Genomic DNA, 23,380 nt, shown 5'->3' with positions numbered 1-23,380 from the left:
CGCGGCTCCGGTCAGAAGCGAGCATTGAGCTCGATCTGCAGCACGTCGATCGAAACCGGCGGCCCGTACACTTCCTTCGAGCTCAGGTAACGGGCCGACACCCATGTATCGCGGGCGACCGCATACGCGGCGCCGAGCACGTAGCCGCGCGCGTTGGTGCCGCCGAGGTGGAAGTCGGGATCGTTGAACGCGTCGAGCACGGCGTCCGGCTGCAGGTACTTGTACGCGACCGAGAAGTTCCACTGGCCCTTCTCGCGCGGCTCCGGCTCGCCGAACGTCGCCTTCGCGAGGAAGCCGTTCGGGCCGCTGCGATAGTCGGCGCGCGTCGCATTCACCGACGTCGAATCGTAGTTGTTGACCGGCAGCGACGCCGCCGCGAACGCCTTGTTGTCGTTGTACGCGAGGTTGCGCACGTATTCGCCGTCGAGACGCAGCTTGAAGCGATCGGCCACCACCGTGTCCCACTGCGCCTTCAGGTCAAGCAGCCGGTAGTTGTAGGCCAGGCCGAACAGCTGCGGCTGCGGCGTCATGCCCGGCGCGAGGTTCGGGTTCTGCACGATGTTGCGCAACGCGATCAGCGTGTTGCCGCCCTGCATGAACGCCGGCGCCTCGTTGTCGGTGCTGCAGCTCGTCGCGCCGGCATAGAGCGCGCACGGCGACGACAGCGTGCCGCGCATGTTCTGGAAGTCGTAGTACGCGACCGCGCCGCGCAGCCGGTTCTTCGCGTCGATCTTCCAGTCGGCGCCGAACTGCGCGCCCAACATCCACTTCGTGTCGCTGCCGGCCTTCTCGGTGCTGTTCGACGGGAAGTTCTCGCTCGTGTACTGGATCGGGAACACGCCGAGCGTGCCGAACAGCGTGACGTCCGGGTTCCACGGCAGCGCATGGCGCAGGTTCGCGGCGAGCCCGTCCATCATCAGGTCGTCGGAGAACACCAGGTCCGACTTGAAGAACGGGTTGTCGAAACGGCCGGCCGTCAGGTTCAGCCACGACGTCGGCTTGTACGCGAAGAACGCCTTGTTCAGCCAGATGTTCTTCTTCGCGAAGCCGCCGCCCGCGGTGGCCGTGGTCGACACCGGCCCGTTGTCGTTGCCGCTCGCGAGCTGGATGCCGGCGATCATCTCGTCGGACAACGTCGCCGTCACGCCGAGCCGCGCGCGGTAGCGCAGCAGGTTGTTGCGGTTCTCCCGCGTGTTCTGCGTGGGAATCTGCGTGTTGTTCGTATTCTGGTTGACGTCGAATCCGCCGCCCTGGTTGATCGCCGCGAAATTCGTCACGCCGTTCGTGTTGTTGCCGCCGTAGAAGTGATACTCGTCACGCACGCGCAGGTCGCCGTCGAGCTTGATGCGCGACACCCAGTCGGGGAACGTGTTCGGCTGCGCCCAGTTCTCGGCCTTCGCCTGCGCGATCACTTCCTGCTTCACCTGGTCGCGGATCTGGTCGCGCACGAGCTGCGGCACGTACGGCACCGCGACGTCGCCCGGCTGCGTCGGCGGGTTGACCACGCCGCCCGCCACGACCGGCGCGCCCGATGCGCGGGCCGACCTCGCCTGCACGGCCTCGGTGCGCGCCTCGCTGATCAGCTCGTTCGCGTTCTGCTGCGTGAGCACGCCGCGCTTCACGAGCAGGTTGATCAGGTTGATCACCACGCTCTCGGTCGGCGCCGCTTTCCCCGACGCCGCCTGCGCCTCGAGCGACTGCCCATGCGCGGCGGACGCGCAGGTCAGCCCGAGCGTCAGCACCGCCGCGCCGACGCGCGACAGGCGCGCGGGCAGCGCGCCGTTGCGGGGCACCCCACCCCGTCCGTTCATCTTGCCAATCATCGAAGTACTCCGAACAATTTTCGTTTCTTTTCCGGCAGCATCCGTGCGACGGCGCCACCCCATGATTCTTTCGTCGTAACGCGCACGCATCGTCATGCCGGCTTGCGCCCCTGTAGCTTGACGAGCACCGGATACGAGGTCGCGGGCGGCGGCACTTCGTCGACCCGGCCGAGCGCCTCGACCGCCGCGACGACGGCCGCGTCGATCTTCGCGTCGCCGGTGGACTGCGCGACCGTCACCTTCGTGATCCGTCCCGACGTATCCATCCACAGGTTCAGGCTGCCCGCGAACCGCGCGCCGCCGGCCTCCTGCACGCCCTTGTCCTGCTCGATCGCGCGCTGCAGCACGTACACCATGTACTGCGCATAGCTCGCGTTGCCGAACTTGCCGCCCCCGCCGCTGCCCAGCATCCCCGAACCGTCGCCCGCGCCGATGCCGAAGTTGTCGGTGCCCGCCTGCGCATCGGCATTCATCGTCATCTGCTTCGGCTGGTTGTCCGACGGCTTCGGCGCCTCGGACGGCTTCGGCGCGATCGTCGGCCGGTCGACCGGCGTCTTGACCTCTTCCTTCACCTTCTCGGGCGGCGGCTTCTGTTTCGGCGGCGGCGGGGGCGGCGGCAACGGAATCACCGTCGTCACCTGCGGCGCGCTCACGCGCTTCACGCCCGCGGTGTCGCCCGCGAAACGCCAGATCAGCGCGGCCACGCCCGCGAGCACCAGCGCGATCGCGACGGGCTTCACGTAGCGGCCGGGGCCCTTGTCCGGCGGGCCGCCGTTGTAGGTCATTTCCATCGCGTCAGCCGCCCTGCTTCGCCTTGCCGGTCACCAGGCCGACCTGTGACAGGTCGAGCCGGCGCAGCAGGTCGAGCACGTCCATCACCTTCTGGTACTGCACGCCCGCGTCGCCCTTCAGCACGATCGGAAACTCCGGATTGGTCGCCTTCTCGGTGCGCAGCCGGCTTTCGAGCTCGTCCATCGTCACCGGGTACGCGTCGAGGAATACCTGCCCCGAATCGGCCACCGTGATCGCCTTCGTCTTCGGCTTCGCGAGACTCGCGGACGAGCTCGCCTTCGGCAGATCGACCTTGATGCCCTGCACCGACGCGGTCGTCATGATGATGAAGATGATCAGCAGCACGTACGCGAGGTCGAGCATCGGCGTGATGTTGATGTCGTCGTAAGGCTTGTCGTCGTCCTGAACCTGCATGGTGGTCTCCTGCGTGCGTCAGTCGGCCAGCACCGCGTGATCGGGCGCGCGGTGCGCTTCGGCGAGGCGCGTGACGAATTCGTCGACGAACACCTGCATGTTCGCGGTCACGTTCTTGTTGCGGATCAGCAGGTAGTTGTAGCCAAACAGCGCGGGGATCGCGACGAACAGGCCCGTGACGGTCGCGAGCAGCGCGGCCGCGATACCCGGTGCGATCGCGTTCACGTTCACGTCGCCGGCCGCGGCGATCGCCGCGAACGTGATCATCACGCCGACCACCGTGCCCAGCAGCCCGAGGAACGGGCCGCCCGAGATCGCGATCGTCAGCAGCACCATCGACTTCGACAGCTTCTGGTTTTCGCGCACGAGCGTCGCGTCCATCGACGCGCGGATCGCCTCGATCGATTCGGACGTGATCACCGTGCGGCCGTTGTCGTCCACGCGGCTATGGATTTCATGCACGCCGGCCTTGTACAGCCGGTACAGCGACGACTGGTACAGGCGGCGGCCATCGGCGCTCGCTTCGTCGACATGCGCGAGACCGACCAGGTGACGCCCGGCCACTTCGCGGAAGCGCTGCACGAAATACTGGTTCGCCTTGTCGACGGTGCCGACGTAGCGCGCCTTCGTCCACATCACGACCCACGACACGAGCGCCATGCCGAGCAGGATCGTGATCACGACCCACGCGTCGACGGTCACCGACTGCACGATCACGCCGAAGTAGCCGAAGCCGAAGCCCGACTGCTTCTCGTCGGCGCCATAGGCGACGAGCTTCGATTCCGAACCTTGCGCGAGCGCATCGACCGCGATCGTGGCCGGCGAGCGCGCGATCTTCGACAGGCGCAGTTCGTCGAGCGCGCCTGCGTAACCGGCGAAGCCCACCGGTGCGCCGGTGGTATCCGCACCGACCGTTGCCGCGCTGTTCAATGCGGGCAGCACCGCCGCGATCTGCGCGGCCTGCTTGCCGTTCACGTAGACGGTCAGGTTCTTGCCGTCGGCCGTGACCGCGAGATACGTCCACTGGTTCGCGGCGACCGGCGGTGCGGCCGGCGTACGTAGCGGTGCCGGATTGCCGACAGCGCCCTGGACTTCCGCGAACGGCACGCCGTTGTCGAGGCCGATCAGCAGCGCGTTCGCGCCGTCGCGACGGCTGTACAGCAGCGTGTTCGGCATGAGCGCCGACGGCTTCACCCACGCGCTGAACGTGAAGCTGCCGCCGGCCGGTACGTTCAGCGACGGGCTCGCCGGCAGCGTCAGCGACCCGTTGCCGTCGAACCGCGCACCCTTGCCGACGATGCCGTCCTCGACCGTCTGGAACGACGCGTTCTGCGCGTGGTTGCCGTACGCGGTCAGGTCCTTCGGCGGCGCACCCGCGGCGCCGTTGAAGTGGTAGACGAGCGTGTAGTCGGCATCGAACGTCTCGGCCGGCTTGCTGCCGTCCGGCGCCTTCTTGTTGCCGTAGTACATCCAGATCGATTCCGCGGCGCCGGCCGGCATCTTCGGAATGTCGACCCAGATCAGCGCGACGCCGAGTACCGGATCGTATTGCTCGATGTGGAAGTTCAGCGGCGTCTTGTCGTCGGCGGCGACGAAGCGGATGTCCGCGCCGTTGTCGGCCAGCCCGTCGAACTGGAAGTTGCCCGAGTGCAGGCGGATCAGCAGCGGCACGCGGCCGGCCGACTCCGCGAGGTTCGCGCCTTTCGCGCTCGCGTCGATCGTGATCGCCTTCCGGTACGACCAGTCGTTCTGCCACCATGCGTTCGCGATGCCGGGCAGCACGCCGAGCATCACCGCCAACAGGAAAAACAAGACTCGCTTCACGATCCACTCCCCGAATGTGCGGGCGCCGCGCTCGTCGCATCGCCCCGGCACGATCAAAAAAAATCCGTCAGAACCCCAGCCTTACGTAGAAATCGAACCGCGGGCTGTACTGCCGCGTGTAGACGCCCGCCTTCAACGGCCAGCCGGCCTCGAAATCCGCGCTTGCGTACTTCATGATCTGCACCCGAGTACCCACGCCGACGCTCATCAGGTTGAAGCGCGACGTCTGCTCCGGCAGCGGGCTCAGCAGCCACAGGTGCGCGGCATCGAAGAACGCGTGGAAGCGCCATTCGTTCACGCGGCTGCCCACCGCACCGCCGAGCCACTTCGCGAGCGACGGGCTGCGCAGCTCGACCGATGCGATCACGCCGCTGTCGGCCGTGTCCTCGGCCTGCATGTAGCCGCGCACGCTGTTCATCCCGCCCGCGGCAAACTGCTCGCTCGACACGAGCGGCGAGTTCGAGATCTGCGCGTTCACGTGCGCATTGGCCTGCATGTCGTTCGCGAAGCGCTGCGTGTGGTTGACGTCGAACTTGCCGTACACGAAGTCGGGCGTCGCGTTGTAGCGCTTGTTGTCCCAGGCGCCCCAGTCGCTGCCGAGGCCGCGGATGTTGGTCGTCACCGACGCGGCGAACGACGTCTGCGAGTTCTTCAGGCTCAGCTGGCCGTTGTACGACAGCGTCACCGGCACGTACGTGAGCGGTGCGGTCGAGCCCGCCTGGCCCGGTATCGATACGTTCTCGTCGAAGTGCTTGCGGTCGATCTCGAGGCTGACCGAGTGCGCGTAGGTTTCCGACGCCGGCAACGAATAGATCGCGGTGAAGCCGTACGTGGTGCCCTTGCCGAGCACGTTGGTGTTCGCGACCGACGCGACGTTGCTGTCCGAATGCACGACCGTCGCGAGGAAGCTCCAGTGCGAATCCTTGATCGGCGCGAGATACGAGAACGCGTAGACGCGCGCATCGTTCGGATGCTGCGGCGCGAGCACGTAGGTGCCGGAAATCACGTGGCCGAGCTGCCAGAGATTCGAGTAGCTGACGTTCGCGGTCGTGCGCAGCGTCGACGTGCCGGGGCTGTTGTCGTTGTTCAGTTCGAGCGAGCCGTGCAGCGGGCTGTGATCGTCGACCTTCAGGTCGACGTCGACCGTCTGCGGCAACGCACCCGGCTTGAGGATCGGAATCACCTGCCGGTCCGCCGAGCGGTTCAGGTCGGTGAGCTGTTGCTGCGCCTGGTTGAAATCGGGCACCTGGCCCTCGGCCAGCGCGGGCACCGCATCGCGGATGTTCTGCGGCGAGTTGTATTTCGCGCCGTCGACGCGCAAGCGCCCGACCTTCGCTTCCGTCACCTGCAGCAGGATCACGCCGTTCTTCACCTGCTGCTGCGGCAGCTCGACGACGACCGACTGGTAGCCGCGATCCTGGTACACCTTCTGCAATGCGTCACGCGCCGCGTTCACATCGGCGAGCGTGCGGCCCGGCCCTTCGAACGGATACACGGCCTTCTCGATCTCGAGCGTCGGCAACGTCGTGTTGCCGCGCACCACGAAGGCATTCACGTCGAACGACTGCGGTGCGGCCGGTGCCGCCTTCGCGGCCGGCGCGGCTTCCTGCGCATGAATGCCCGGCGCGAGGCCCAGCCCTCCGGCCAGCACGACACCCGCCAGGCATCGGCAGTTCAGCCGCCATCGTTCGCGTGACTTGCGGTCTACTCTCGGCGGCATGCGCCATTCCCCTTTGTTGTTCCGGATCGAAGCGTTGCGTACCGCGCCAGCCGTTCGCTCCGCTATCAAATGCCTGTTTCACTTTGATGACGATTTATTCGTCATCCTTAGCATGATCTGCGCAATGCATTTCCCGATTTCCGTGCCCGGTGCGTTCAACCGCATCTACCGGAAAGGACGAAGCGACTCCGGAAAACCCGCAACCTTCGTCACGCATCGTCGCGATCGGCTGCCTGCCGACGCATCGGCACTGCTGCGTCGATCGGCAACGGCCATCGTGTGCGGCACACGAGTCGCCGCTCTCACCTACCTAGACGCGGAACTGGTCGCGCATTGCCGCAAACTTTTTTTCGCGGGCCGTCCAACTGGCCGTCCGACTCGACGCCGGAAGCAGGACACGGCCGCCAGCGTGCGGCCTGCAATGCGCGCGCAACGAGCGCCGGCGCGCATCGCGCGGCGCGTTGCGCGTTGCGCGTTGCGCGTTGCGCGTTGCGCGTTGCGCGTTGCGCAGGAATGTGCGTGGCCCCGTTTCGTGTACGTATCGTCTGCCGTGGCCGCCAAGGCTTCCGGACAGCGCGTGCTCGCGCGATCGTCGGCAGACGTGTTGCCGCCCCGAAGGCTGCGCGCGACGCGCGTCACCCTCCCCCTGTGTGCGGCCCGACAATCCTCAGGTTTCAACCGGGAAGTTTTTGTGACATTCCGCTGAAGATATGCACGAGACGCGCACGAGACCGTTTCCGCGCACCGCATGCGCGATGCCGCGTCGCGACAAACGTCCCGGCCACGAGAAATCCTGCGGTTTGCGGCCGTCCGCTTCGTCCTAGCTATTGGGTAAAAACGTCAACGACCGGATCCCTCCATGTCATTCGCGACGATGTTCGTACGGTGGCTCGCCGAACGCCTGTCCGGCCATGCCGCGACCGCGGGCCGGCTGCCGCCTGCCGCCTTTGCCGCGCCGCGCCGCGCGTTGCGCTGGCGCGCGCCCTGGCTGGTCTGGCACCTGCTGTCGTGGATCGTGCTCACGTTGCTTGCGCCGCCGATCTGGACGATCGGCACGCTGCTGCTGATCGACGCGTCGAGCGACCAGCCGCTGTTCTGGATGCTCGCGATGGCGATCGTCCCGGTCGCGAACGGGGCGGCGATCGTCGCCGCGAACCAGCGCCATCACCGCACGCCGTTCACGCGGCGCTCGACGGTCGCGCTCTACCTGTTCTTCGTCGCGATGGCAGTCGGCTGCGCGCTGTTCGTGCTGCTGCTGTGGCGCTCGCATGCGATCGCGTCGCTGGTCGGCCCGCTCGCGCTGACGACCGACGGTACGCATCCGGCGACGCTCGCGTTCTGGGTGGCCGGACTCACCGCGATGTTCGGCGTCACGTCATCTGCGCATGCGAGCATCGCCCATGCGTGGCTGGCGTTCGTGGACTGAGCGCCGTCACGCCGCCCTTGCAGGAGCATGCGAATGCATCGATACGGAAAGTCCGGGAGCGCGCGGCCGCGGCACGAACGCGGCATCGCGATCGTCACGGTGCTGCTCGTCGTCGCGCTGGCGGCGACGCTCGCGGCGAGCGTGCTGTGGCGCCAGCAGGTCGCGACGCGCGACGTGGAGAACCAGCGGCTTGCGACGCAGACGATGTGGGTCGAACGCGCAGCGGTCGAATGGGCGCGTGCGACGCTGCGCGCGCAGAACGCGACGTCGAACGTCACGTTCGTCGGCCAGCCGTGGTCGTCGCCGGCCGCCGACGTGCAGCTGGCCGACCTGCTGCCGCCCGACGCCGCGGCGGTCAATGCGGAGCTGTCGCGAGCGTGGATCTCCGGCCATGTCGAGGATGCGCAGGCGCGCTTCAACCTGACGAACCTCGTCACGCGCATCGCACCCGGCAAGCCGTGGCAGGCCAACGGCGAAGGCGTGCTCGCGTACCGGCGGCTGCTGAGCCAGCTAGCGCTCGATCCCGCGCTCGCGCAGCAGACGGCCGACTACATGCTGCGTTCGCTGCGCGACACGAACGGCCCCGACGGCTGGCCGCTGCAGCTCGTGTCGATCGACGATCTCGCCCGCATTCCCGGCTACGACACGCATGCGATCGAGACGCTGGCGCCGTTCACGACGATCCTGCCGGACCTGACCACCGTCAACGCCAATACCGCGGCCGAGCCCGTGCTCGTTGCCGCGATTCCGACGCTGTCGGCCAGCCAGGCCAAGCGGCTCGTCGACCGGCGCGGCACCGCGTACTTCGTCAGCACCGGCGACATCGCCGAGTACCTGTTGCCCGCGCGCGGCGGCAGCCCGACGCTGCCGGACGGCTCGACCGTCGGCGTCAACAGCCTCTACTTCATCGTGCATTGCCGCGTGCATTCGGCGCGCATCAACGCACGCGTCGACACGCTGATCGCGCGCTACGGCAGCGGCAATTTCACGTGGACGTCGGTGATCTGGGTTCATCGGCTGACGAGTTGACGGCGGCAGGCTGGCCTCAATGCGTGCACGGGCCGACGTGCTTCATGTCGGTCAAGTCGATACCACCCGCATCATCCAGGATATATCTGTCCAGACCGGCTCCGTGGTCGCCGTTCAGGACGCAGTTGCTGAGCGTCGGCAAACTTCTCAGGCGCCCGCGAATCGGCATGCCGTCCGTGAAACGGCCTTTGGCGAGCGCATCCATGCTGTACAAGCGATCGTTGACCAACATGAACGCGGAATCTCCGGAAACCGAGCCGAACATGCCGTGAAGAATAAAAAAGTCAGCGTTGTTCCGGTTCAATCCCTTGATCACGATTCTTTTGCCCGGCTCCGAGATCCCGCGCGGAATGACGAGCATGTCGCCCTGAATCCCGTATCCCGCTTTGTCACTCCGGCTGTCCGGTACGACGCATCGCAGGTCCGGCTGCCCGGGAACCGGGCAAGCCGGTGTCACGACGGAAAATGCATCGGGACTCAAGCCCGCTATCTTCCTGAAGCCCTGATCGAAGACATTCCGTCGATCCACGTAGAAAGCCGGCGACAGGATCCTGAGCGCTCCGTCGGTCTTGTTCAGCCATTTCACGCCGTCGGTGTAGTCGACACTGAAGACATTCCCGCCGTTCACGGCAAGATCGCTGACATTCTGGATGGCGCCGTCAAACACCTTGACGGGAGCGTCCGGAGACATCCCCTTCGCCTGCCTTCCGTCAAAAAATACGCGGTTCGCATCGCGTGCCCATTGGTCGCCTTGCGCGCCTTCGGGTACGAAGCACCTGAATGAACCGACGTCCGCGTCGACAACCTTGAAAGGCAGATCCTCGACATGGCCGGCTTCGTAACTGTGATCGCTCGTCAGGTAGAAAATCGCTTGCCCGTCGGTTGCATAGGTCGGCTTGCACCCGGCGACGAGATCCAGTTTCGGTGTGGACGTGACCTGGTAGTAGTAGCGGTGGTGATGCACCTCGTTCCGTCGGGCTACCGGGGGAAGCACACACGCTGCGCTGAACCCCGCGACATCTCCACCGCCGCAATACGGGCCTTGATGGACGTCCGTGGTGAGTATGAAATACCCCTTCCCGCCCAGGATCGCGAATGCGCCCCCTTGCCGCGCGCCGGAACCTGCGTCGTTGTAATCGTCCCAGGTCGACGGCTGGGTGCCGATCACCTTGACGTCGTGCCTGGTGCAGGCCTTGGTCCCGACCTCCTTCCACGACGTCGTTCTCCCGGTGAACTCCTGGCCTGCCGCAGGCACATACCAGGTCTCCTCGCATGTCGACGTGGTATAGGCATATACCCGGGAGCCGAAACCCAGACTGGCGCACATGGCCAGGAAGAAGACCGTCACTCGTATCATTTCGTCAGCATGAGATGGAAATGCATCCGTCCCGGCAGAGCACCGGGGTATGGGCATAGGAAAATGCAGTAACGGATGAGTCTATCCGACAAACGACCCCGAGTAGTCGGGCGCCAACGAACCGCGACGGGCGAGCGTCCGGTTCCGTCTTTCATGCGCCGGCATTGGCAGGCATCCCGATGCCGTCGCAACGGGATTCAGCGGGCGCCCGGCTCGAAGCACCATACTGACGGTATCCGCGAGGCACCGGACCGGAACGGAACGCTAGACCGGTGACAACTCGCCAAACCCGACCGCACGCGCCCGCTGCGGCGTCAACGCCGCATCGAACGACAGCCGCGAGAGACTCGTCTCGCGCACTTCGCCGAGCAGCCGGTTCCAGTCGTCGATCGACACGAGCAGCGCGATCGGCCGGTTGTACTTGGTGACCATCACGAGCGCCTCGCCTGCATGCCGCAGCGCCTTCGACGGATTGCTGCTGAAGTCGCGCGTCGCCATCGCGATCGTGCGCAGGCTGAACACGTTCGCGGCCGGATCGCCGCCGTCGTCATGCAGCAGGTGTTCGAGCGTCGCCGCGCGCAGCAGCGCCTGCGACTTCGCGGACAGCCGGTTGTCGCGACGCCGGCGCCGCTCGCTGCGCGGATCGACGTGCACGGCAAGCATCCGCACGATCTGGCCGAGCGTCGCCGCCGGCAACTGGTCGTAACGTCGCCACCCGTCGGGCGGCAGCGCAATCATCATCCCCGCGTAGGTTGCGGTGACGCCGTCGGCGATATGCGACGGCACGCGTTCCGCGTCGCGCTCATCCAGGCCGAGCGCACCGCTGACGACGCGCGTCATCACGCTGAACGCGTTGTACGCGAGTGCCGCGATGCCGCTCGCGAGCAGCGACGCGCGAGCGGGTACGCTGCCGAACAACGCGCCGCCGAGTACCGCCTCGAGCGAAAACGGCAGCGCGTCGCGCCAGCGCCGGCGCGCCAGCTGCATCACCTGGCACGCATCGAACTGCTCCGCCGGCAGGTTCGTCAGCACCGCGACCATCGCGCCCGGGTGGCCGTCGAGGCCGTGACCGCGCCACTCGATCCGCCGGAGCGTTCCGGCCGCCTCGCCATCGCCCGCGATGCCGACCGCCTGCTCGCGAACGTCGCCGCCGTCGAGCACGCCGGCATCGCGCCAGCCGCCGAGCGGCCGGCATGCGGCGCCGCCGTCGTCGCGCAGCACGAATGCGCCGCCGCGGCGCGGCCAGCCCGACACGATCGCGTCGATGTCGAAACGGCCGTCGACGATCCACAGCTCGCCGGGCCTGACGGTTTCCAGCATCGCGCCGACGAACGCACGTTCATGCGCGCGGCCGCGCTCGACCGGCAGCAAGTCGACGATCATCGCAAGCTCGGGATCGTAGACCGGCAGCACGCGTGCGCTCGTCAGGCCCAGCGCCGCATCGCGCACCGGGTCGTCGCACGCGCGGCCGCAGTCGCAACCGCCCCCGCCGGGCGCGCAACTGTCGCCCGCACCGTCAAGCACGCGCAGCCGCATCCCGCCGAGCGCGCGCCCGCGTTCGTCGGCCCGCGCTGCCGCGACGGGCAACAGCAGATCGACGCTGTCCCTGACGAGCGCCCGCCCCCAGCCGGCCCGCCATCGGCTCATGCCGTCGTGTAGCGCCGCCACCGCGGCGCCGGACGCGGACGATGCGGTTCCGGGCACCGCGTGCGGCATCTGCGTCTGCGCGGCAATCGCCGCGATCGCATCGACCGCCAGCGCGAACAGCGTCTCGCGGATCGACTCGTCGTCGGGCTCTTCGTCCGCGTCGGCAGCCATATCGATCCAGTCGTCGTGCAGCGCGCACTGCAGCACGAGCCGCGTCATGATCGTCATCGGGCTCTGTTCGACGAAGCGTTCCACAATCGTGCGCATCATCCAGTCACTCCACACTGTTCGGCCGGGCGCGCTCGTTCGCCTGCATCGCGGCGCACGCGCACTTGACGGGCCGCCCGCGACGCCGCAGCATCGTGGGCGTCCGGACCCGCGCGACGGCGCACCGCCGCGGCGGTCCGCCCGCAATCGATGCACGAGGCACCGGCATGTACGTAGATCCCCGCGTGGCCCACGGCCGCGCCCGGTTCGACCTGAGCGGCTCCCCGCGGCTCGTCGCCGACGAGCGCCGCTGGGAAATCAGCGACGTGGTCACCCGCGGCCTCGACGATTTCACGGGCGTGCGCAATCGCCGCAACCTGCTGCGGCTGCTCGAACGCCAGATCGCACCGAAGCTCGCCCGCCTCGGGCTCGAGCCGTACGTCGGCGCGCTCGGTCACGCCGAAGGGTTGTTCGTCAACTTCTCGACGATGAGCGCCGAGCACGGCTTGCGCGAATTCCAGCTTCAGCTGACGGTGCCCGACCTCGTGCTGCGCAGCTTCGCGTCGAACGTGATCCGGCCGCACGCAGTCGCGCGCTGCATGCAGCGCAACGGCGTGATGTCGCTGGCGGAAATCGAACCCGAAACGCGCATCGCGTTCGTCGCGGCGCGCGTGATGCGCTCGCTGGCGCTCGCGGAAGGCTGGCAGCAGATCGGCGTGCCGACGCCGCACGGGCTGTTCGTCGGCGCGCTGACCGACGCGCACGACGTCGCGATGAACACCTATTTCCGACCCGGCGACAACGACCGTCCGTCGCGCTGGAGCGGCTTCGCGGCCCTCTTCTCGACGATGCCGGGCTGGCGGCCGGAACAGGTCCGGCACGGCGGCGAACTGCTGCAATGGATGGTCAACCATATCGTGGCCCTGCAAGAATCCGCACCGTTCGTCGAACGCTTTCCCTTTCTGCGCGAGCCGCTGCGCGATGCCGGCGATCCGCTCGACGCCGCCTGGAACGGCGCACGCGCCGGCCTGCAGCCCGAGCCGCCATCCTGAATCCCGAGTCGTGCATCGGGGCCTGCGTGACGCGGCCGACACGTACCCGGCCACATCCGCCGCCCTGCGTGAGCGGTGATCCGGGAGCCCATTCAGGCCCCCGTTCCCCGGTCTCCGCCTTGCAGCCCCTCTGCACAGCCCCCTCGCTCTCTCATATACAAGGTCGAAGCGGGCCCGCCTAACCCGCATACTTTCTTTCAGCGCGCGCGTGCCACCGCGCAAATGCGCTTGCGCACCACACCGGTGCGCACGACAGGCCGCCGCATCAATGCGTGCGCGTCGGCCCGCCGGGCTCCTGGCGGCCGACCGTCTCCAGCACGGCCCACATCCAGATCAGCTCGCGGACCGTGCGTGCGTGCTCGTCGCTCTGCGCACGCCAGCACGCGAAAGCGTCGAGCTCCTGTTCCGTCGTGTCGCCGGCGCGCAACCACAGCAGCCAGCGCACGGCGCCCTCGCGGATCGCATCGGCGCGCGTATTCGCGTCGCCGGGATCCGACTCCCGTTGCGATTCGTTCATGATCACGCCACCGCCCGAAGCTCCATCGACACACATCCCCCACACCGCGCATCGCTGCACGGCCGGGGCGCTTGCCACCCACGCCTCGGATCCGACGACGTCACACCGGGCCGCCATGACAGACGGCCCGGCGTTTGCCGGCCCTCATTGATCAAGTCGTATCGGACGGCCGTAACCCGCAGGGCGCGGACAGCCAGAAGCGACGCGAACGCATCGCCAGTGGAAGGAAGAAGGAAAAGTAAAACGCGGGAAGCCGGTCAGCTCAGCAGCACGATGTTGCCGGGCAGGCGCGTGATGTGCGCACCATACAGGCGGCCGACCATGTCGATCACGTCGTCGAGCCGCGTGATCGGGAACTGCGCCTGCATCCGGTTCTCGCCGAGCGACGCGCTGCGCAGGATGACCTTGCCGCGCCGGTAGCGGTTGATCTCGTCGACCACGTCGGCGAGCGGCACGCCGTTGAACACCAGCATCCCGCGCCGCCATGCGCTGACCGCGCCCGGATCGATTCGCGACACGGGCTGCACGCCGCGATCGTCGTAGACGACCTGATCGTCGGCCGTCAGCGTGCGCGCGCCGCGCGGATGCTCGAGCGCGACCGTGCCGGAGAGGCAGGTCACGCAGACCTGCGTGCCCGTGCGCCGCACGTTGAAGCGCGCAACGGTCGCCTGCATGCGGCCGCCACCGGCAACCACGGTAACGGGCTGGATCGGTGTCGCGCGGTCGGCTGGCGGCGCGACCGCATCGATCTCCGCCTCACCGGCGACGACTTCGACGCCGTGTGCGGCGTCGCTGGCGGCCAGCACGTCGAGGCGCGTCTGCGTATTCAGCTCCACCGTCACGCGCGACGACAGCGCGACGCTGCGCTGCTCGCCGGTGCCCGTGTGGTAATCGGCCGCGAGATCGCCGAGCGACGGCCACAGCTGCATCGGCGGGCGCAGCGCGAGCCACGACGCGCCCGCCGCCACCGCGAAGCCGATGAACGCGCGCCGCCCGGTGCGCATCGTACGCTCGCGCTTTGCAACGTTTGCCCAGGCAGCGGCCGCGCGCTCCTCGTGCGCGAGTTCGGTCGCCGCCGTGCGCAGCGAGCTCCAGGTATCGCGCAGCAGATCGGCGGCTTGCGGACGATCGGCGCACCAGCGCTCGAACGCATCGGCTTCGGCCTGGCTCGCGTCTCCCGAGCGCAGACGCAGCAGCCACGCACTCGCTTCGTCGAGTTCGTCGTGGGCAGGTTGGGCCTGGGCTTTCGTCATCGTCCTGATGCTCAAAATTTACGCGGGCCGCCTCGCGTGCCCGAGTACGGATCGCCGTCTTCCTGCATGCGCTGCAGGCAGTACTTCATTGCCGCACTCAGCTCGCTTTCCACGAGCCGCAGCGAAATGCCGAAATGCTCGGCGATCTCGCGGTTCAACAGGCCGTCCACGCGGGCGGCCAGCAGGATCGCGCGGCGCCGCGGCGGCAGGCCGCGCAGCACGTCCTTCAGTGTCTCGACCTTGCGGCGCGCCGCGACGATGCGCTCGGGATCGGCCAGTTCGTCGGGCATCTCGAGCAGCGTCTCGACATCGTCGTCGTGCAGATGCCGCCGTTCGCGGCGATGCTGGTCGATCGCGACATTGTTCGCCATCCCGAGTATATAGGCGTCCGCGTTCGTCACCTGCGTGGAGACGTTTGCGTTCTCGAGACGCAGCCAGGTTTCGTGCAGCGCATCGGCGGCGCCGTCCTTCGACCCGGTCACGCGCTCGAGGCGCCTGACGAGGTACGCGTAGCGCGTCGCCAGCAGCTTCCTGAGCCCGGTGCGGTTGCTGTCGGTCATCGCGGCCTAGCCCCGGACGGCCGGCTGCGGCGCCGGACAGCGGAAATGCACGCCGTTGCCGGCCGGCCGCAGCAGGATCGTGACCGGCTGCGGCAGGTCCGCAGGCGGCGCGTCGTCCAGCTTCAATGCACGCAGCGCGCGCATCACCGCCGCGTCGCGGGCGGCCGAACCGCTCGATGCCACCATGTTGACCGCCACCACCGCCCCCCTGTTGTCGATGCGCACCTGCGCGACGAGTCGATAGCTGCCCGGCACGGCCCCCGGCTGCGCGCAGAGCGCATCGATCAGATGCGCCTGCAGCAGGCCCGCGAACGCGTGCCGATCGCCGGAATCGCCGATCCCGTCGATCGGCAAGGCCGCATCCGCCGGCGTGTCGGCCGTCGCGGGCGCCTGCTCGGCGGCCGGCTGTGCGACGATGATCGCTTCGTCCGGGCGCGAGAATTCCGCACGCAACCCCGTTCCGGCCAGCATCCGCTCGAGCGCGTCGCGCGGCGCGAATTCACCCTGGACCGGCGCACTCGTGCGCCCGTCGAGCAGCGGCGCCGGCGCCAGCACGATCAGCTCGGTAAGCCGCGCGAAGTCCTGCAAGGTCTTCGCGAGCGGCTGCGCGGGCAGATCGAAGCGCACGACGCTGCCCGGCTGGCGGACGATGGAACCGGTCTCCTGCGCGTGTATGCCGTGCATGCACGGCACGACGAACGCCAGCCACGCGACGAGCGCCAGGACACCGGTCGGCGCCCGTGAACGAGTCATGAATCCCTGGACGGAAGTGGAGTTGCACGTTGCCGGCGAAACGCGCACCCCCGTGAGCGGTTCCGCAGCAAACGAACGTCAGATTGTGAGCGGGCACTATGACAGTCAGGTGAACCGTGCAGCGATGCGATTCAATACTTTTGCTGCGTTCATGCGGTTCGCATTCAACGGGCCGTTTGCGGCTGCAGCAACGCGGAAACCGTCGTCACGCCGGGCTTGCCGTCCGCGCTCGCGTGCGCGCTCACGACCCGCACGTGATGCGTGTGGCGCATGCGGTCGAGCCAGTCCATCCAGGCGGCGAACGAGATGCCCTTCGCGTCCACCTGGATGCCTTCGCCCAGCACCGCGACTTGCGCCTTCGCGATGCCCGCCTGTGCGAGCGACGCGGCCAGCGCATCCCGCAGCGCGGCACCGGTCGGCGGCCGCATCGCGGCGGCTGCGCGCAGGCGTCGTGCTTGCGCGAGTTGGCCACCGGTTTCGGCCACCTGTTGCTGCAATGCGGGCAGATTGGTCGCGATCCGTGCGCGGCCCTTGTACGCGGGTTCCCACATCACGTTGTAGACCAGCACCGCGAACAACACAGTGCTGCCCGCCGCCAGCAGCGCGCGCTCGCGCGGCGAACGGCCGTCGAGCCACTGCGTCAGCGCGGCGCGGGCCGCGTGGAGCCGAGCATCCACTTCGCATCCTCCTCGTTGGCCGTCACGCCTTGTGCCTGCAGGCGCTGGCGGAATCCGTCGCCGTCGACGGCGGTACCGGGACGGAAGGCGACCGCGAGCGTGCCGTCGCGATAGTCGAGCGTCGCGATCGCATCGGACGGGATCGGGCCCAGCGCACGCGACAACGACGCCGACAGCACCAGGTAATCGTTTGCATGCAGCTCGCCGGCCGCCGCACCCAGGCGTTCGAGCCCGGTCCGCATTTGCAGCGGCGGGTCGAGCAGCACCTTCGTTTCAGGGAAAGCGGCTTTCACGCGGGCCGTCAGTTCCGCGTTCAGCGCATCCTGGCGGTGGCGTAGCTGGAACCACTGCACGTTGATCGTCGTGATCGCGATGATGGCCGATGCGATCGCCAGGCCGGCCGGTATGCGCCAGCGACGCCATCCGCCCGTGTCGGTGCGCGAGGCGCTGCGCGCGAATTCGAACTGGCAGAGGTCGAACCTGCAGTCGAGCGCGTTGCTTGCGAGTGCGTCCCACCGCAGTGTTCGTGCGGCCAGTGGGAATGCGGAAGGTCCAGCCATGCGTGCGCGGAGATCCGATGCGGCTGCGGAGCCGCCTTCGACATCGTCGTGATCCTCGACAACCAGCGCGTGTACCCGCACGGAATCGTGTTTCGACAACTCGGCAATCGTCGCATCCAGCGCCGACGCACGCGTTTCAAAGCCAAACCCCGATGATCCGCGCTTGACGGCCAGTTCGAGTCGGAGCGGGTTGCCACGCGCATCGGATTCGGATTCGGCTTCGCTCGATGCAGGTGGGCACATGATCAGCACATCGGTTTCGCAGCGTCCGATATCCGCTTCGCTCACTACGGGCGGACCGGCAATCAGCACATCCGTCTCGCTGCGCATGAGCACTGTCGCTTCGCCGTCCTCGTCGCCGTTCGGTATTGGAAGGGTTCGCGATGTGGGCGACCTTGCGGACTCGGGCGGCGCATTGCGCTGCTCGCCGCTATCCGCTGGCTCACCGTATACCGTCGTCGTCATGCAATGAATCAACGGCACCGCACGCACGCGCCGATAGCCGGCCTCGTTGAACCAGCGAATCACTTCGCCGAACCGCTCGCGATCGACCACCGCCACGGGCCGCGCTGCATTGCCGTTTGCCGTCGGGCCGACGGCGACATGACTCTGCTGCGCATCGCCGATCAGATACTCCTCCACCGCATGCGGCAGCACGCGCCGCAGTTTCTCTCCCTTCACGGGAGGCAGGTTCACGTCGACGAGCAACGTATCGCGTGCCGCGAGCACGAGCACGGTCGACGCGGCCTTCGGCCACGCTTCACGATGCGCGCGCCCCGCCCGCACGAATTGCCCACGGCGGTCGAACAGCGCGTATGGCATCTCCGTGGCTTCCCACCCCGCAGCATCGAACGCGCCGATCGACGGCAGCAACACGATCAGGCTCGACATCGCGCCTCCCGGACCCTTCGCGCGCCGCTCATGGCCGACGCACGACGAAGTTGCCGATGCCCGTGCCGACGACGGCCATCCGCACATCGCCGGACCACAACGTGATCGTCACCGGCACGTCGATGCTTTCGCTGCCGAGCACGATACGCGACGGCGTTTCGCCGCCGCCCGTGTATCGCACCGACACGCCCGTCACCTCCGAGCCCCAGCGGCGGGCGCGATACATGTCGTCCGTCATCGGCGCCCACGCGCCGCTTTCCGTGCGCTGCACGAAGCGGTAGCCGCCGCCCACCGCTTGCCACGCGATCGGCATCGAGCGCACCTGCGCTTCATCGCCGGCCGATTCGAGCAGGTTCGCGAGCCGCTGCGCTTCCTCGGCCAGATCCGTGCGGCGATTGCGCGACGGCGCGAGCGACACGACCGCGACCAGCAGCCCGACGATCAAGAGCACGACGAGCATCTCCAGCAGCGTGAAGCCTGCTGCACCGCGTGACGCGAGTGGCCGCCGCTTCCTGACGAGCGCGATCCTCATACCGTTACTGCCACGAGCCGATGTCCGCATCGTTCCCCTCGCCGCCCGGCTTGCCGTCCGCGCCATAGCTGAACACGTCGATCGCGCCATGCGCGCCCGGGTTCAGGTATTGATACGGGTTGCCCCATGGATCCTTCGGCAACCGCTCCAGATAACCGCCGTCCTTCCAGTTGTTCGGCACCGGATCGGTCGTCGGCTTCTGGACCAGCGCGGTGAGCCCCTGCTCCTGCGACGGATAGCGGCCGTTGTCGAGCCGATACAGGTTCAGCGACTGCATCATCGTGCCGATGTCCTGCTTCGCGGCAATGCGGCGCGCCTCGTCGGGACGACTCATGATCTTCGGCACGATCAGCGCCGCGAGAATCCCGAGGATCGCAACCACCACCATGATCTCGATCAGCGTGAAGCCGCGTTGCATGCGACGACGCGCGCTGTCATGCGGCCGGCCGGCATGCAACGTTCGGACTTCTTCGTGGCGCGTCATCATGCATTCACCCTTGCGTCAAAGAATGGAAACCGTTCCCTGTTCGTCGAACCCATCGAACCCATCTAACCTATTCGTCGCCATGAAACCGCTCGCCCTGCTTCGCACCGTTCCGTCCCGCATCGATCCGATGTCGCTCGTCGCAACCGTCATCGCGGGCGCGGCGCTCGTCGCCGTTTCGATGTGGGCCGCGCGCGCACTGAACGCACCCGATGCGCCGGCACCTGCCCAGCCCGCGCCGCCCGCACCGTTCGACGTCACGGCCGGCGCGCAGCTGTTCGGCGCCAAACCCGACGACAGCCGCAACACGATCCAGCTACTCGGCGTGCTCGCGTTCGACGCACGCCGCGCGGCCGCGATCGTCAGCGTCGGTGGCGAAGCGGCGCGTGTCGTGCGGATCGGGTCGGCGATCGGCGAAGCCGCGAAACTTGCTGAAGTGCGCGCTCGCTCGATCGTCGTCGACCGCAACGGCCTGCAACGCGAGATCGCGCTGCCCGCGGTGCAGAAGGCCAACGCGTTCGTGCGCTGAGCAGCCGCGCATCACTGCACCATGTTGTTCAGCTCGATGATCGGCATCATCACCGCGAGCACGATCACGAGCACCACGCCGCCCATCGCCAGGATCAGCAACGGTTCGAGCAGGCTCGTCAGGAACATCGTGCGGCGCTCCAGTTCGCGCGATTCGCCTTCGGACGCGCGGTCGAGCATCGTCGTCACGTCGCCGGTCGCCTCGCCCGAGCGGATCAGGTGCACGAGCACCGGCGGGAACGTCTTCGTATGGGCCAGCGCGCGCGACAGCGCCGAGCCTTCGCGCACACGCACGATCGCATCGTCGACGTTCGCGCTCATCGCGCGGTTCGACAGCGTCTCGCCGGCCGCCTGCAACGCGCGCAGGATCGGCACGCCGGCCGCGGTCAGGATGCCGAGCGTGCTTGCAAAACGCACCGTGTTGTAGCCGCGCACGAGCTTGCCGGCGAGCGGCGCGCTCAGCAGCCAGTGGTCGAACTTCATCCGCGGCCCTTCCTGCGACAGCACCTTGCGGATCGCGAAGACGATCGCGACCGTCGCGAGCAGCGACGCCCACCACCAGTGCCGCACGAAATCGGACAACGCCATCATCACGACCGTCAGCGTCGGCAACTGCTGCTTCGTGCTGGTGAACACGTTGGCCACCTGCGGCACCACGTAGCTCAGCAGGAACGTGACGATGCCGAACGCGATCAGCGTGACGATGCCCGGATACGTGAACGCGAGCAGGATCTTCTGCTTCAGTGCATTGCTCTGCTCGATGTAGTCCGCGAGACGTGACAGCACGATGCCGAGCTTGCCCGTGTGCTCGCCGGCCGCGACGAGCGCGCGGTAGATCTCCGGAAAATCGCGCGGGTGCTGGCTCAACGCATTCGCGAACGAATGGCCGCCGACGACTTCCGCACGGATCGACGCCATCAGCTCGCGCACGTATTCGCGCTCGGCCTGCTCGCTCAGCACCGACAGCGATTCGTCGAGCGGCAGCCCCGCGACCAGCAGGCTCGCGAGCTGGCGCGTGATGATCGCCTGCTCGCGCTGCGACAGCTTGCGGCCGAGCGACAGGCGTTGATGACGCTCGCCGTGCAGGCGCTGCGCGGCGAGTTCGACGACGAGTGGCGTGAGGCCCTGCGTGCGCAGATGGCTGCGGCCCGCACGCGCGCTGTCGGCTTCGAGCACGCCTTTCAGCGTGCGGCCGGTGGGATCGATCGCTTCGTAACGAAATGCCGACATGTCAGTGCCCTCGTGTCACGTGTGCGACTTGCTCGGCGACGTCGTGCAACGAGTCGGACAGAGTCGTCGGGGAAGACTACGGAGCGAACCGGCGCAGATTTGTGACGGATGTTGGGCTACCTTTTTGGGCTTTGGCGGGCTTTATTACTTTTGGTCGTTGTTCTTACATTGGAGAAACGATTTCATTTGGATCGGTGGCACCAATTATTCAATCGTTAACGATCAAACGATCACGATCCGACGTTTTCAATTACTCCATTCAATCAATTTCACAAATATCTCAACCGGATGTCGAATTCGCCTCTGGAAGAAATGTTCCGTAGCATCCGCCACGAAACTGACTTGATGTTGCGATAGTGCTGCCGTGTGCGCCAACACGCCTGCGACGCAAGCCTGTCGCCACGGTACGCCAGCATCTTCCCAACATCCGGGAATCATTCATCCCGCGAATCGATCCCGATTCACCGCCTGCCAATCCGGATAAAGCATTGGCAATAACGCCAAAAATGTTCCGTACCATTCGTTATTAAAAATTCACACGCACCTTACGGATTTCCCCCTACATTTACCCGGCGGTCTACACGGTATTCAAACCGCAGCAGCAGGCTTCCCGTTTATCTTCGTCCAAGGAAATTTCTCATGAAATCCAGCAAGCGCAAGATCTGTCAAGTCCTCGCTCTCGTCGTTTCGGGCATGGGTGCATCCCTCGCGATGGCCGCAGGCCCGGTGATTCAAGGTGGCGGTTCGTCGCTCGTCGCGCCGACGATCGGCTCGGTCAGCAACACCGCCAGCGAAATCGGCCTGTACACGTCCAACAACGCCACGTTCACGTATTACTCGGTGGGTTCGGGCGCAGGCCAGAATGCGTTCCTGAACAACCAGCCGTCGTACTTCGGCTCGAGCGTGACGGGCACCGCTCACTTCGCGAACAGCGATGCGGCACTGACCACGGCACAAGTTTCGGCGTACACGTCCGGCACCGTCGGTGCAAACAGCGGCCCGCTGATCCAGATCCCGTACATCGTGACGGCCATCACGGTGCCGGTCGTCAACGCACCGCCCGTGACGAGCTCGGTCACGCCGCAAACGACGCCGGGTCAGGCGCACAGCATTGCGCTGAACGATGACGACCTGTGCGGCATCTTCTCGGGCAAGCTGACGAACTGGAATCAGGTCACCAATCCGGAAGGCGGCCTCTACTCGACGAACGCTGCGATCAAGGTCGTTTATCGCGCAGACGGCAGCGGCACGACCGAACTGCTGACCCGCCACCTGGCCGCGGTCTGCACGACCAGCAACACGGCATCGGGTGTGTCGTTCAACGACTCGCTGACGTTCGCGAACTCGACGGCATTCCCGTCCGGCGTGCCGTCGAACTTCATCGCAGCTTCGGGCAGCGGTGGCGTCCGTGGTTCGCTCGCATCGCTGTCGTCGGCCGGTGTGGCTGCTGTCGCGTACCTGAGCCCGGACTACACGAACACGTTCCTCGCGTCGCAAAGCTCGGTCGTGACGTCGTCGGGCGCACTGCAGCTCCCGATCGCCAGCCTGTACAACTCGTCGAACAGCACGTTCTACGCACCGACGTATGCGAACGCGACGACGGCACTGGGCACGGTCGCCGCACCGTCGGGCACCGCTGCTTCCGATCCGACCCAATGGGTTCCGGTTTGGAGCACCACGCCGTCGGCTGCTTACAAGGCTCTGGCCAACCCCACGTCCGGTTATCCGGTTTCGGGCACGAGCCAGATCATCGTGAGCCAGTGCTACGCCGACCCGACGGTGACGTCGAATGTCCAGAGCTTCCTGAACAACCACTACACGAACGCCGGCTACGCATCGATCGTCCATGGCAACGGCTTCGACACGGTGCCGTCGGGCATCCAGACCGCGATCTCCTCGAACTTCCTGAGCAACACGAGCGGGAACAACCTGGACATCGGCGACGCGGGTGTCTGCGGCCTGTACGTCGGCCGTTAATCCGGATCGCGACTGAGTCTCAACGTCCTGTTGAACCCGCCTCGACTAGTCGAGGCGGGTTTTTTAATTCCGCAGCCCCTATGCGATACCGCGTCGTCCACCGGATGCGGCACAAGCATCACGACAT

At 66.9% G+C, this 23,380-nt stretch carries 22 protein-coding genes; 6 read left to right on the top strand and 16 right to left on the bottom strand.

Features of this window, described 5'->3' with window-relative positions:
- Nucleotides 1-11 precede the first annotated feature (11 nt).
- From BDI24065_RS07805 to BDI24065_RS07785, 5 genes are all read right to left on the bottom strand, one after another.
- Nucleotides 12-1,823 (bottom strand): putative porin, encoded by a 1,812-nt coding sequence (locus tag BDI24065_RS07805; RefSeq protein ID WP_175030721.1) that lies wholly within the window; start codon nucleotides 1,821-1,823, stop codon nucleotides 12-14.
- A 92-nt stretch (nucleotides 1,824-1,915) separates the two neighbouring features.
- A complete protein-coding gene (locus tag BDI24065_RS07800) occupies nucleotides 1,916-2,614 on the bottom strand; it encodes a TonB family protein (RefSeq protein WP_174956298.1) in 699 nt (232 codons plus the stop codon).
- Between the two features lie 4 nt (nucleotides 2,615-2,618).
- Nucleotides 2,619-3,029, bottom strand: a complete 411-nt coding sequence (locus BDI24065_RS07795; RefSeq protein ID WP_043177386.1) for an ExbD/TolR family protein — start codon at nucleotides 3,027-3,029, stop codon at nucleotides 2,619-2,621.
- Nucleotides 3,030-3,047: 18 nt separating this feature from the next.
- The gene (locus BDI24065_RS07790; protein WP_175030720.1) at nucleotides 3,048-4,853 is read right to left on the bottom strand and encodes a DUF2341 domain-containing protein; all 1,806 of its coding nucleotides are present in this window, start codon (nucleotides 4,851-4,853) and stop codon (nucleotides 3,048-3,050) included.
- Between the two features lie 67 nt (nucleotides 4,854-4,920).
- Nucleotides 4,921-6,573, bottom strand: a complete 1,653-nt coding sequence (locus tag BDI24065_RS07785; RefSeq protein ID WP_254609706.1) for a ShlB/FhaC/HecB family hemolysin secretion/activation protein — start codon at nucleotides 6,571-6,573, stop codon at nucleotides 4,921-4,923.
- Here BDI24065_RS07785 and BDI24065_RS07780 point away from each other — a divergent pair.
- From BDI24065_RS07780 to gspK, 3 genes are all read left to right on the top strand, one after another.
- Entirely contained in the window at nucleotides 6,572-7,279 is a 708-nt protein-coding gene (locus BDI24065_RS07780) for a hypothetical protein (RefSeq protein WP_175030719.1), read from the top strand. The genes BDI24065_RS07785 and BDI24065_RS07780 overlap by 2 nt on opposite strands.
- A 153-nt stretch (nucleotides 7,280-7,432) precedes the next feature.
- The gene (locus BDI24065_RS07775) at nucleotides 7,433-7,999 is read left to right on the top strand and encodes a hypothetical protein (RefSeq protein WP_175030718.1); all 567 of its coding nucleotides are present in this window, start codon (nucleotides 7,433-7,435) and stop codon (nucleotides 7,997-7,999) included.
- 33 nt (nucleotides 8,000-8,032) lie between these two features.
- Nucleotides 8,033-9,028: a type II secretion system minor pseudopilin GspK gene (gene gspK / locus BDI24065_RS07770; RefSeq protein ID WP_175030717.1), complete on the top strand. Its 996-nt coding sequence runs from the start codon at nucleotides 8,033-8,035 to the stop codon at nucleotides 9,026-9,028.
- Nucleotides 9,029-9,044: 16 nt separating this feature from the next.
- Here the strand turns inward: gspK and BDI24065_RS07765 are convergent, their stop codons facing one another.
- Nucleotides 9,045-10,376 carry a hypothetical protein gene (locus tag BDI24065_RS07765; protein WP_175030716.1) on the bottom strand — a complete coding sequence of 444 codons (1,332 nt, stop codon included), beginning with the start codon at nucleotides 10,374-10,376 and terminating at the stop codon, nucleotides 9,045-9,047.
- 273 nt (nucleotides 10,377-10,649) lie between these two features.
- Nucleotides 10,650-12,302 carry a type II toxin-antitoxin system Phd/YefM family antitoxin gene (locus BDI24065_RS07760; RefSeq protein ID WP_175030715.1) on the bottom strand — a complete coding sequence of 551 codons (1,653 nt, stop codon included), beginning with the start codon at nucleotides 12,300-12,302 and terminating at the stop codon, nucleotides 10,650-10,652.
- Between the two features lie 164 nt (nucleotides 12,303-12,466).
- Here BDI24065_RS07760 and BDI24065_RS07755 point away from each other — a divergent pair, with 164 nt between their 5' ends.
- Nucleotides 12,467-13,291 (top strand): hypothetical protein, encoded by an 825-nt coding sequence (locus BDI24065_RS07755; RefSeq protein WP_175030714.1) that lies wholly within the window; start codon nucleotides 12,467-12,469, stop codon nucleotides 13,289-13,291.
- Between the two features lie 265 nt (nucleotides 13,292-13,556).
- Here BDI24065_RS07755 and BDI24065_RS07750 read toward each other — a convergent pair whose 3' ends face one another.
- The 8 genes from BDI24065_RS07750 to gspG form a co-directional block, all read right to left on the bottom strand.
- Nucleotides 13,557-13,808: a FecR/PupR family sigma factor regulator gene (locus BDI24065_RS07750; protein WP_254609705.1), complete on the bottom strand. Its 252-nt coding sequence runs from the start codon at nucleotides 13,806-13,808 to the stop codon at nucleotides 13,557-13,559.
- Nucleotides 13,809-14,065: 257 nt separating this feature from the next.
- On the bottom strand, nucleotides 14,066-15,061 hold the full coding sequence (locus BDI24065_RS07745) for a FecR family protein (protein ID WP_175030713.1): 996 nt from the start codon (nucleotides 15,059-15,061) through the stop codon (nucleotides 14,066-14,068).
- Between the two features lie 11 nt (nucleotides 15,062-15,072).
- Complete coding sequence (locus BDI24065_RS07740) at nucleotides 15,073-15,621, bottom strand: RNA polymerase sigma factor (protein WP_175010391.1); 549 nt, start codon at nucleotides 15,619-15,621, stop codon at nucleotides 15,073-15,075.
- Nucleotides 15,622-15,627: 6 nt separating this feature from the next.
- Nucleotides 15,628-16,374, bottom strand: a complete 747-nt coding sequence (locus BDI24065_RS07735; protein WP_175030712.1) for a secretin and TonB N-terminal domain-containing protein — start codon at nucleotides 16,372-16,374, stop codon at nucleotides 15,628-15,630.
- Nucleotides 16,375-16,538: 164 nt separating this feature from the next.
- Nucleotides 16,539-17,051, bottom strand: coding sequence for a type II secretion system protein GspM (gene gspM, locus BDI24065_RS07730; protein WP_175030711.1), 513 nt, complete (start codon nucleotides 17,049-17,051; stop codon nucleotides 16,539-16,541).
- Nucleotides 17,015-18,502 (bottom strand): type II secretion system protein GspL, encoded by a 1,488-nt coding sequence (gene gspL, locus BDI24065_RS07725; RefSeq protein WP_175030710.1) that lies wholly within the window; start codon nucleotides 18,500-18,502, stop codon nucleotides 17,015-17,017. The genes gspM and gspL overlap by 37 nt, the downstream gene beginning before the upstream one ends.
- A gap of 28 nt (nucleotides 18,503-18,530) precedes the next feature.
- A complete protein-coding gene (locus BDI24065_RS07720; RefSeq protein WP_254609704.1) occupies nucleotides 18,531-19,034 on the bottom strand; it encodes a GspH/FimT family pseudopilin in 504 nt (167 codons plus the stop codon).
- Between the two features lie 4 nt (nucleotides 19,035-19,038).
- Nucleotides 19,039-19,518, bottom strand: coding sequence for a type II secretion system major pseudopilin GspG (gene gspG, locus BDI24065_RS07715; RefSeq protein ID WP_423767363.1), 480 nt, complete (start codon nucleotides 19,516-19,518; stop codon nucleotides 19,039-19,041).
- 82 nt (nucleotides 19,519-19,600) lie between these two features.
- Between gspG and BDI24065_RS07710 the strand changes: the two genes are divergently transcribed.
- Nucleotides 19,601-20,047 (top strand): type II secretion system protein N, encoded by a 447-nt coding sequence (locus tag BDI24065_RS07710; protein ID WP_175030707.1) that lies wholly within the window; start codon nucleotides 19,601-19,603, stop codon nucleotides 20,045-20,047.
- 11 nt (nucleotides 20,048-20,058) lie between these two features.
- On the opposite strand, the gene gspF is transcribed toward BDI24065_RS07710, so the two are convergent.
- Nucleotides 20,059-21,276 carry a type II secretion system inner membrane protein GspF gene (gene gspF, locus BDI24065_RS07705; protein ID WP_175030706.1) on the bottom strand — a complete coding sequence of 406 codons (1,218 nt, stop codon included), beginning with the start codon at nucleotides 21,274-21,276 and terminating at the stop codon, nucleotides 20,059-20,061.
- Nucleotides 21,277-21,915: 639 nt separating this feature from the next.
- Between gspF and BDI24065_RS07700 the strand changes: the two genes are divergently transcribed.
- A complete protein-coding gene (locus tag BDI24065_RS07700; RefSeq protein ID WP_175030705.1) occupies nucleotides 21,916-23,253 on the top strand; it encodes a substrate-binding domain-containing protein in 1,338 nt (445 codons plus the stop codon).
- Nucleotides 23,254-23,380 lie beyond the last annotated feature (127 nt).

Source organism: Burkholderia lata, from assembly GCF_902499025.1.
Lineage (GTDB): Bacteria > Pseudomonadota > Gammaproteobacteria > Burkholderiales > Burkholderiaceae > Burkholderia > Burkholderia lata_C.
Note: the sequence above shows the minus strand (reverse complement) of the source record. Positions and strands in the feature narration are given on the sequence as shown.

Coding starts and splice junctions, on each gene's coding strand:
- BDI24065_RS07805 (WP_175030721.1), bottom strand. CDS start 1,823: ATGATTGGCAAGATGAACGGACGGGGTGGGGTGCCCCGCAACGGCGCG.
- BDI24065_RS07800 (WP_174956298.1), bottom strand. CDS start 2,614: ATGGAAATGACCTACAACGGCGGCCCGCCGGACAAGGGCCCCGGCCGC.
- BDI24065_RS07795 (WP_043177386.1), bottom strand. CDS start 3,029: ATGCAGGTTCAGGACGACGACAAGCCTTACGACGACATCAACATCACG.
- BDI24065_RS07780 (WP_175030719.1), top strand. CDS start 6,572: ATGCGCCATTCCCCTTTGTTGTTCCGGATCGAAGCGTTGCGTACCGCG.
- BDI24065_RS07785 (WP_254609706.1), bottom strand. CDS start 6,573: ATGCCGCCGAGAGTAGACCGCAAGTCACGCGAACGATGGCGGCTGAAC.
- BDI24065_RS07775 (WP_175030718.1), top strand. CDS start 7,433: ATGTCATTCGCGACGATGTTCGTACGGTGGCTCGCCGAACGCCTGTCC.
- gspK (WP_175030717.1), top strand. CDS start 8,033: ATGCATCGATACGGAAAGTCCGGGAGCGCGCGGCCGCGGCACGAACGC.
- BDI24065_RS07760 (WP_175030715.1), bottom strand. CDS start 12,302: ATGATGCGCACGATTGTGGAACGCTTCGTCGAACAGAGCCCGATGACG.
- BDI24065_RS07755 (WP_175030714.1), top strand. CDS start 12,467: ATGTACGTAGATCCCCGCGTGGCCCACGGCCGCGCCCGGTTCGACCTG.
- BDI24065_RS07750 (WP_254609705.1), bottom strand. CDS start 13,808: ATGAACGAATCGCAACGGGAGTCGGATCCCGGCGACGCGAATACGCGC.
- BDI24065_RS07745 (WP_175030713.1), bottom strand. CDS start 15,061: ATGACGAAAGCCCAGGCCCAACCTGCCCACGACGAACTCGACGAAGCG.
- BDI24065_RS07740 (WP_175010391.1), bottom strand. CDS start 15,621: ATGACCGACAGCAACCGCACCGGGCTCAGGAAGCTGCTGGCGACGCGC.
- BDI24065_RS07735 (WP_175030712.1), bottom strand. CDS start 16,374: ATGACTCGTTCACGGGCGCCGACCGGTGTCCTGGCGCTCGTCGCGTGG.
- gspL (WP_175030710.1), bottom strand. CDS start 18,502: ATGTCGAGCCTGATCGTGTTGCTGCCGTCGATCGGCGCGTTCGATGCT.
- BDI24065_RS07720 (WP_254609704.1), bottom strand. CDS start 19,034: ATGAGGATCGCGCTCGTCAGGAAGCGGCGGCCACTCGCGTCACGCGGT.
- gspG (WP_423767363.1), bottom strand. CDS start 19,518: ATGACGCGCCACGAAGAAGTCCGAACGTTGCATGCCGGCCGGCCGCAT.
- BDI24065_RS07710 (WP_175030707.1), top strand. CDS start 19,601: ATGAAACCGCTCGCCCTGCTTCGCACCGTTCCGTCCCGCATCGATCCG.
- gspF (WP_175030706.1), bottom strand. CDS start 21,276: ATGTCGGCATTTCGTTACGAAGCGATCGATCCCACCGGCCGCACGCTG.
- BDI24065_RS07700 (WP_175030705.1), top strand. CDS start 21,916: ATGAAATCCAGCAAGCGCAAGATCTGTCAAGTCCTCGCTCTCGTCGTT.